Raw genomic sequence first — 1,210 nt, 5'->3', positions numbered from 1 at the left:
CGACAAGCTCGTCATCGCCGGGAAGGACGTCACCTCGACCTGCGGCGACAGCCTCGCGAACATGGTCCAGGGCCGGCGCACCTCGTTCGACTTCACCTCTAGCGACGGCACCACGATCAGCTTCAGCGGCACCGGCATGCCGCAGGACCGCCAGGAGGAGGTCGGCGTCGACGCGCTCCAGCCGGTCAGCGCCGTGATTCTGACCGTGAAGGGCAGCGACGGCGGTATCACCCGCGACACGCTGATGACCGTCGGCTCCTGCCGGTTCCCCGCTTCCCCGCCCGGCCGCTCGGTCGTCGCCTGCTCGGCCGACACCCAGCGCGGCCATTTCGAGGGGACCTTCACGACGGTGAGCGACGGGACTGGCAAGGATACCGCGCCCAAGGAGACAGGTGCGAAGGAGCCTGGGGCGAAGTAGGACGCGCCGGCTTCACCTGATCTCGATCCTGCGACGAGGGGCGAGCTGTCCGGCGCTGCCGGGCGGCGACCGCCGTTCATTGGCGGGCCGCAGCGCATGCCCTGCCGTGCTCGGCCGGCGAAGCCGCGCTCTCGACCGTGCCGCGATGCCCGATCGGCGCCACCCGGAGCCGTCGGTCTTTGGATCATCCCTACCGTAACGGAGCCGGCTCTACCGCCCTGCAGGTCTTGCGCTCCGTAGGCTTTGCCGCAAGGACAAATGAGTCCTGCTGTCTCGGCCGTGTGATCTCTCCCGATCTAACGATATTGCAAATGCTCGGCGAATTTCTTATGTCATCAAAGTGAGGCATTTCGTTGCTAAAGCCTCTTTCCGAAAGACGTCGGGCAAAAGCAACGTTATTTAGGGGTCAGGATTGCGCATGAAAGATAATTTTATGTAATTTTTACTTTTTGGGATATTTTGTGTGGGGATTTGACTCTAAAAATATCACATTAAGTCATAAAAAGATAAATATTGAATAACGTATAACAACATTTCAATAAGATATTTGTTCAATCGCGGCTCTTTTGCTCGGCAGGTTGCTGAAAACAGTTTAATTATTTAGATGTATGTAGCCAAATTGCAACATACCCTGAAGTTATTGCCGGCCGCTGGCTGAACGCGTGACCAAGGGTTTCATAGGCCGGACATTCGCGGGGCTCAAACCGCGGCGATGATCTCGGCACCGCTTATCCTCGACGAAAGGCCGTACAGGCCATTCGCATGACACGGCGCGTGACCGGACCAGACACG

1 protein-coding gene is annotated in these 1,210 nt (G+C 58.7%); it reads left to right on the top strand.

Going from position 1 to position 1,210, the window contains the following annotated elements; translation table 11 throughout:
- Positions 1-418: hypothetical protein (locus QR78_RS35135; protein ID WP_048430548.1), on the top strand; the 418-nt coding region annotated here is incomplete at its 5' end.
- Positions 419-1,210 lie beyond the last annotated feature (792 nt).

Origin of the sequence: Methylobacterium indicum (genome assembly GCF_001043895.1) — a bacterium.
Lineage (GTDB): Bacteria > Pseudomonadota > Alphaproteobacteria > Rhizobiales > Beijerinckiaceae > Methylobacterium > Methylobacterium indicum.
The sequence above is the reverse complement of the archived record's forward strand: the minus strand, read 5'-3'. Positions and strand labels throughout refer to the sequence as shown.